Source organism: Streptomyces sp. NPDC102274, assembly GCF_044766385.1.
GTDB lineage: Bacteria > Actinomycetota > Actinomycetes > Streptomycetales > Streptomycetaceae > Streptomyces.
Genome location: NZ_JBIWLW010000102.1, coordinates 1 through 5,797, shown reverse-complemented (window position 1 = coordinate 5,797; position 5,797 = coordinate 1). Strand labels below are relative to the sequence as shown.

The window sequence follows — 5,797 nt, the reverse complement described above, 5'->3', positions numbered from 1 at the left end:
CGAGGGCAACCCCATGAAAGCCATACCCGGCGTCTCTGGATCTCTGGACCTTACGACGGCCCGTCCAACCCACCAACAAGGTAGGACCCCATGACCCAGCCCATGCAGCCCGAGACCGAGTACACGTACACCGACCCCACCGACGCCTTCGGCCACACCCCCACCGTTATCCCGCTCGACGCCAGCACCTACGACGGCACGATCCCCGTCGTCTCGCCGTCGATCCAGGTGCCGCCGGACGCTACGGATCCGGAGAACCCGATCGTCTACGTCCCGACTGCTGATGTGGAGCGGGTGGTGGCCGCGATCCGTACCGCCGCCGGACAGCCCACCGCGGACCGGGGCACGGACCTGCTCCGCCGCAGCGAGTCCTACCTGTCGGCGCTCCACGGCAGCGTCGCCCGCCACGACGAGAGTGTCTCTGGCCTGGCGGAAGTCGTGGCACGCCTTCCGCTCCGGCCGGGCGTCATTCTTCCCGGACTTCTTGTCCGCGAAGATCCGTCGGCACGCGGGTCTCCACCGGCGGGCAGAGACTCGACCGGCAGATAGACGCACTCACCGAGGCGCGGGCAAGGAGCTGGTCAGGGGCATCGGCGGCCCACTCGGCGATTGTGGTGAGGGACTTCGCTCCGGCCGGAACCCCGCAGGCGACCAGGGCCAGGACGTACCACAGCGGCTGGCGTCGGCCTCAGAGGCTGCGCGGGTCGGGCAGGCAGCGCAGCCGGTCGAGTAGGCCGGACAGTTCATCGGAGCGGCCCGGATCGGAACCGGCGAGTTGGCCCAGCCCGGCGGGGATGGGCAATGCCGACGCAGCAGGCACGGTCTTCCGTTGTGGTGATCAGTGAACTTGACACTCCATGATCACCGGGACGTACCTGCGCGCACCTGACAGCCCATCACGACTCACCATCACCGTAAAGTCGGGGTACAGGCCAACGACGGCTACGTCGAGCCGACCGCGAGACGACGGAGCCCCGCTGCAACAGCCCTGTGGGCGCGGCGCGCGGGACGTATCAGACAAGGAACTCGGCGAGGGGGAAGGAGCGATGACGACGTGGCGGAACCAGGTAGTACTGCCGGTGGGTCGTGTGCAGGACCGAGTTGATGCCGGCGTGGGGGCTGCGCGGTGAGATAGGAAGTGTCCTATCGGGATAGTGGCCGTCCATCGCGAGCCGAACGAGATTGAAAATTGCGGTCGTCGGCTGGAACTGAATGAAGTGCAACCCGGCCGCTGGCTTCGAGCTGTAGTGGTCTGCCGTCGGATCGGATGTGTAGTGGAATGGATTGTCCAGCGTGTCGAAATCTCCGCGCACGGGGATGGTCGTCCCCGCGGGGTAGGACGTTCCGTAGTTGCTGGTCATCGGCGATGTGGTGCTGTCCACCGGCGACATGCTCCCCGTGTGGCCGTAGGCGCCGTACTGCTTGAGCCCCTTCGCCACTTCGGACAGATTTTGACCTGGCGGTTGGAAGACGTACGTACCCGGCGCGGGCGAGAGGCCGGGCTGGACCATCGCCTGGACGCGATCCGCGTACTGAGCGTAGTTCCGTCCGTACCAGGTCTCCAGATCTTGAAACGTGTGCGAGAGAGCCATGGTGGTCCCCTGTTTGAAGTAACCGTTGGGCCACTGATCGGTGAGGCCAGGAAGGGTCTCCAAACTGGGGATGACGCCGGGTCCCATATTCGACTGCAGGGTGGTGGCGAAGCCGAGGAAACCCTGTGACTGCGGAGGGATCGACCGTGCACCGGGGATATCAGCTGCCAGCGCCATCTTGCTCGGCAGGCCCTGTTGCCCGTAGAAACCGCCCCCGGAGAAGCCCTGGCGGATACTCGTCACCTTGAACAGGTCCCCCACCCCTTCGCTTCCAGGCCCGAAGAGGGTGTCGATGGCTTCCGTGATATTAGCGAGCGAGTCACTGCGGAGTAGCACGGTCACGTCATTCTGTTCCAAGCGGACCGGCCCGAAGCCAGGCGGGGGCTCGTCGCCGGGAAACGTCCTGGCCTCCTGCAGCGCATATACGGTACGGCCCTCCTTCTTGGAGGTCATCAAATCCACCGGCAGATACGCTGGGTACCGTGTTCCCGCCTTGAAGAAGTCCGACGTCTTGCCCAGGGCTGGGATGTAGTGCTGGAAGTAGGGAAGTCCCCAGGCTACCGTGGTGGCCACCCCTGTGGGAGTGGGTGGAAATTGGCGTTCCAGACGCAGGAGGGCGGACTCGAATTGGTGCTGCGCTTCCCGCAACGCCTTAGCGTTCGCCAGCACATTCAGCCTTGCGGTACAGAGATGATCGTGCAGGGCGGGCACCCGGACCGCAACCGTACCCTTGCTACTCTTCACGCCCGTACCATCGACCATGACCACTTGCTCGTTCTGCAGGACATATTGTTCCTGGACGGGCTTGCTGTCGGCGACAGTCCGCCGGTCCGGTGGCTTTACGAAGGTGTCGATCATCTCATAGATGCCGGCGGATGCTAGAGCAGCGCCGAGGGTGCCCGCTGTCCCTTGAAGAAGGCGTCGCCTACTGAATTTCCGAGCATTTTCGTTGCCATCTGTCATGTAACGCATTCCCTTACTGTGGAGTGGATGCCGCCGCCACCCGGCATCGAATGGTCTGATCCGCTCGAAGACCGTGATTGGCCTTCCTGCTGCTTTAGGCGTGCTGGCTAGTTTTCCATCGTCATCACCTACACTGTCACGACATAACCACACACGGCCTCGGTAATTGAACCAACACGCGGCCTGGGTCATGAAGCCAGCACCAATTGGTGCAGTGGCCTTGACAGGGTGAGGGTCCCCCGAGACGCGGGGAAAGGTGACAGCGGGTCACGTGGGACTCATGAGAGGAACCCAGACGATGCCTGCCCCCAGGAAATATCCGCTGGAGTTGCGTGAGCGTGCGGTGCGGATGTATCGGACCGCAGAGCCGAAGCCCGTCATCCGCCGTATGGCCGAGAAACTCGGCGTGCATCACGAGGCCCTGCGCGGCTGGATCCGCCAGGCCGAGGCCGGCGCCGGCGAACGGGACGACCTCCTGGCCACCGAGGAGAAGGAAGAGCTCGCCCAGCTGCGGCGCGGAGAACCGTGAGCTGCGGCGAGCGAACGAGGTCCTGCGTACGGCCCCGGCTTTTTTCGCCGCACAACTGTGCGCCACGAGGCGCGATGTTGATCGAGAGGTGGTGAAAGACCACTTCCGACGGGCCGTCGTAGCGGCCTGATCGAAGCTTGGGGGCAGCCTGATCCGGGGAACGCCGGTGCGGGTGGCAAGCGGCCCCGACAAAGGCGGGACGTGCCGGAACTGCCCCCCACCGGTGGCCGACCACGGCCCGCGAGTGATCGTCGATGAACGCGAACAGGTACGTTTTCCTGCCCTCGACCATCGGCCCGTGCAAGGCGTCCCCGGTCCAGAGTTCGTTGGGCCCCTCGGCCTCGAACCGGCCGAACACGGCGGGCGAAGCCGGAGCCTGCAAGGCGGTCAGACCCTCACGGACGATCATGCGCTGGATGGTGCGTTCGTCCGGGGCCCAGCCGAGCTGGGCGGCGATGATCCGTCGGATCTGCGCGGCCGACCGCGTCGGATTCTCCTTCTTCAGCGAGGCAGCGAGCTCCATCACCTCCGGCGGGGTGCGGGGCCGCGACTGGCGGGGCGAGGGCACCAGGGCGTCGAAGCCGTCCCGGCGCCATTCCATGATCCAGCGGTCCAGTGTCCACCGGGTGATCCGCACCGTCCGGCCGTCCGGATCGATATGAGTCACCGCCGCCAACTCCCGCACCAGAGCGCCGCGTTGGCGGCGCGACAGGGTCGGGTCGGCCGCTTCTCTGATCAGCATGTAGCGGAACAGAACAGCCCGATCGCCTGGGCCCGTTCCAGCCGCGTCTGGTCTTCCTGTCCTGCCACCCGCCCACCAGCCTCTCGATCACGGCGTCGACAGACGCACGCACAGAGGCTGACAGGAGGGACCGGCGTGGCGTCAGGGGCGACTCTTGTTGATCTTCTTCGCAGGCCAGGCGGGGGCCAGCAGTATCCCGCCGGTCACCGCGCAGGCCGCCAGCCAGGGCGACACCGTGCCGACGGCCGGCCACCTGGACGTCATCGACCACCAGGCCCCGACCACCGCGGCGACCGCGTCGGCGAAGACCGTCCTGGCCGTTCCGGGAGGCGCCGGGTCAACCCCGGCATCCACGAGCAACACCGTGAAGAACCGCCGCACCGTCTCGGCACGGGCGGCGAACCGGCGCAGCCATCCCCGCACCGTCTCCACCGGCCGGCCGAGCCGTTCAGCGATCACCCGCACCCCCGCCCCGGTCGCCTTCGCAGCCAGGGCCGCCCCGATCACCTCCGCCATGTCCGCCCGCCTGACCAGCGCGAACACCGGAAGGAGCACATGCGAGACGCCGCAGCTGACACACCTCGTCCGTCGTGGACGCACCGCCATCAGGCCGCCCGTCGCATCCCGCAGTACACGCGAACGTGCCCAGCCCCACCGGCACAGCAGCCCCGCACAATCCGGGCAGATCAACTCGCCCGCAGACAACCGAATTTCGACCCTGGCCGGGTCGGCCTCTACCGTGAGCACAGCGCCTCCGCGCGCTACACGGCCCTCCCGGCGCTCGCCCAAGAGATACCGGGAGGGCCTTCCTCATGCCCTTCGTCGGCAAGGTGCCGCCCCAAATCTGCACCCATCCGTCGGCAGGCACGCTTACCGATCTTGTCGGCATCAAGCTGCCCAAACTGCCGCACTCATAGGCATTTTGAATGACGCTCAACACACGCCCTCACCGTGGCACGGCAGATCAACACGACCGAGGAGCAGCACCATGTCTGACCCTTACCGGATCCTCGTCACCACGGCACCCGTCGAACGGTGCGGCGAGCTCACCCCGCACCTCCTTGCCCCTCATCGCGCTCCAGAGGAGTGCGTGCTGCACCCCGGGCACTCCGGCAGCCACGCAGACGAGCACAGCACACGCTGGTGGTCCTGCCCGACGAGCAGCAAGGCCGCGCCCGTTCCGACGCCCAACGACAACTCGATCAAGGTCATTGACTGCTGGTTCCCCATAAGCCAGCAACGCGCCGAGGACGCCCAGCTCATGCACGCGTGGATATACGGCGCGGAGGCGCAGTCACTGACCTCTGATCCGGAGCCTGACGAGGACGACACACCCGCCTGCGGCCCCGGCCGCCGGTTCACCGCCAGCACGATCACCGACGGCGCACTCGACGAGCTCTACGCCCGGCTCGACGCCATCAAGGCAATCCAGCCCTACGACCGGCCCGTCTACGGAGACCGCAGCATCGGCTACCAGATGGGATGGAACGCCTGCCGCGAAACCATCCGCGCCGCCCTCGACAGCGCCGAGCAGCCCACCACCTGAGGAGAACGTGATGCCCGACCAGCCCCCCATCAGCTACTTCATCCAGTCCCGCCCCGCCCCCAGCCAGCCATGGCGGCACGCGACAGGGGTCAACTCCATCTGGAAGTCCAAGACCGAGGCCCTAGAGAGGCTCGCCGCCCGCCGCCGGATGCAGCCGACGTGGGAGCACCGGCTGATGGAGCGGATCACCACGATCACCGAGCGGCCGGCCGACGAGAACTGACCGCAGCCCGCGAAGCCCCGCCCGCCCCACCTCCGCGGGCGGGTGGACGCACACCGTGCGCCCCCGAGGCGGGCAAGATCACCACCAAGGGGTCCTGGCGAGCACTAAGTGCGTTGTGGCAAACCGGATCTCGTTCGAGGTGCGCGGCGCGGGTGATCGTTCGGACAGAGGTGCCGGTGGGGTCGTGGGCATGAAGAAACGG

General features: G+C 66.6%; 6 protein-coding genes and 2 pseudogenes. 4 read left to right on the top strand and 4 right to left on the bottom strand.

Annotated features, from left to right (window positions below):
* Positions 1–90 precede the first annotated feature (90 nt).
* Positions 91–549 (top strand): hypothetical protein, encoded by a 459-nt coding sequence (locus tag ACIRQP_RS41935; RefSeq protein WP_403900677.1) that lies wholly within the window; start codon positions 91–93, stop codon positions 547–549.
* Positions 550–688: 139 nt separating this feature from the next.
* Here ACIRQP_RS41935 and ACIRQP_RS41930 read toward each other — a convergent pair whose 3' ends face one another.
* Both ACIRQP_RS41930 and ACIRQP_RS41925 read right to left on the bottom strand, forming a co-directional pair.
* Positions 689–820, bottom strand: coding sequence for a hypothetical protein (locus tag ACIRQP_RS41930; protein ID WP_403900675.1), 132 nt, complete (start codon positions 818–820; stop codon positions 689–691).
* A 193-nt stretch (positions 821–1,013) separates the two neighbouring features.
* Positions 1,014–2,450, bottom strand: coding sequence for a hypothetical protein (locus ACIRQP_RS41925; protein WP_403900673.1), 1,437 nt, complete (start codon positions 2,448–2,450; stop codon positions 1,014–1,016).
* Between the two features lie 385 nt (positions 2,451–2,835).
* Here ACIRQP_RS41925 and ACIRQP_RS41920 point away from each other — a divergent pair.
* A pseudogene (locus tag ACIRQP_RS41920) lies at positions 2,836–3,012 on the top strand (transposase); the annotation flags it as partial.
* Between the two features lie 538 nt (positions 3,013–3,550).
* Here the strand turns inward: ACIRQP_RS41920 and ACIRQP_RS41915 are convergent.
* Together ACIRQP_RS41915 and ACIRQP_RS41910 are read right to left on the bottom strand one after the other, a co-directional pair.
* Positions 3,551–3,685: pseudogene (locus ACIRQP_RS41915) on the bottom strand (helix-turn-helix domain-containing protein); the annotation flags it as partial.
* 282 nt (positions 3,686–3,967) lie between these two features.
* Positions 3,968–4,573, bottom strand: coding sequence for a helix-turn-helix domain-containing protein (locus ACIRQP_RS41910; protein WP_403900671.1), 606 nt, complete (start codon positions 4,571–4,573; stop codon positions 3,968–3,970).
* Between the two features lie 241 nt (positions 4,574–4,814).
* Here ACIRQP_RS41910 and ACIRQP_RS41905 point away from each other — a divergent pair, with 241 nt between their 5' ends.
* Positions 4,815–5,372: a hypothetical protein gene (locus tag ACIRQP_RS41905; RefSeq protein WP_403900669.1), complete on the top strand. Its 558-nt coding sequence runs from the start codon at positions 4,815–4,817 to the stop codon at positions 5,370–5,372.
* Between the two features lie 10 nt (positions 5,373–5,382).
* Positions 5,383–5,595 (top strand): hypothetical protein, encoded by a 213-nt coding sequence (locus ACIRQP_RS41900; RefSeq protein ID WP_403900667.1) that lies wholly within the window; start codon positions 5,383–5,385, stop codon positions 5,593–5,595.
* Positions 5,596–5,797: the final 202 nt, after the last annotated feature.

Bases quoted from the DNA above. Each gene is read 5' to 3' on its own strand.
- ACIRQP_RS41925 (WP_403900673.1), bottom strand. From the start codon at position 2,450: ATGATCGACACCTTCGTAAAGCCACCGGACCGGCGGACTGTCGCCGAC.
- ACIRQP_RS41900 (WP_403900667.1), top strand. From the start codon at position 5,383: ATGCCCGACCAGCCCCCCATCAGCTACTTCATCCAGTCCCGCCCCGCC.
- ACIRQP_RS41905 (WP_403900669.1), top strand. From the start codon at position 4,815: ATGTCTGACCCTTACCGGATCCTCGTCACCACGGCACCCGTCGAACGG.
- ACIRQP_RS41935 (WP_403900677.1), top strand. From the start codon at position 91: ATGACCCAGCCCATGCAGCCCGAGACCGAGTACACGTACACCGACCCC.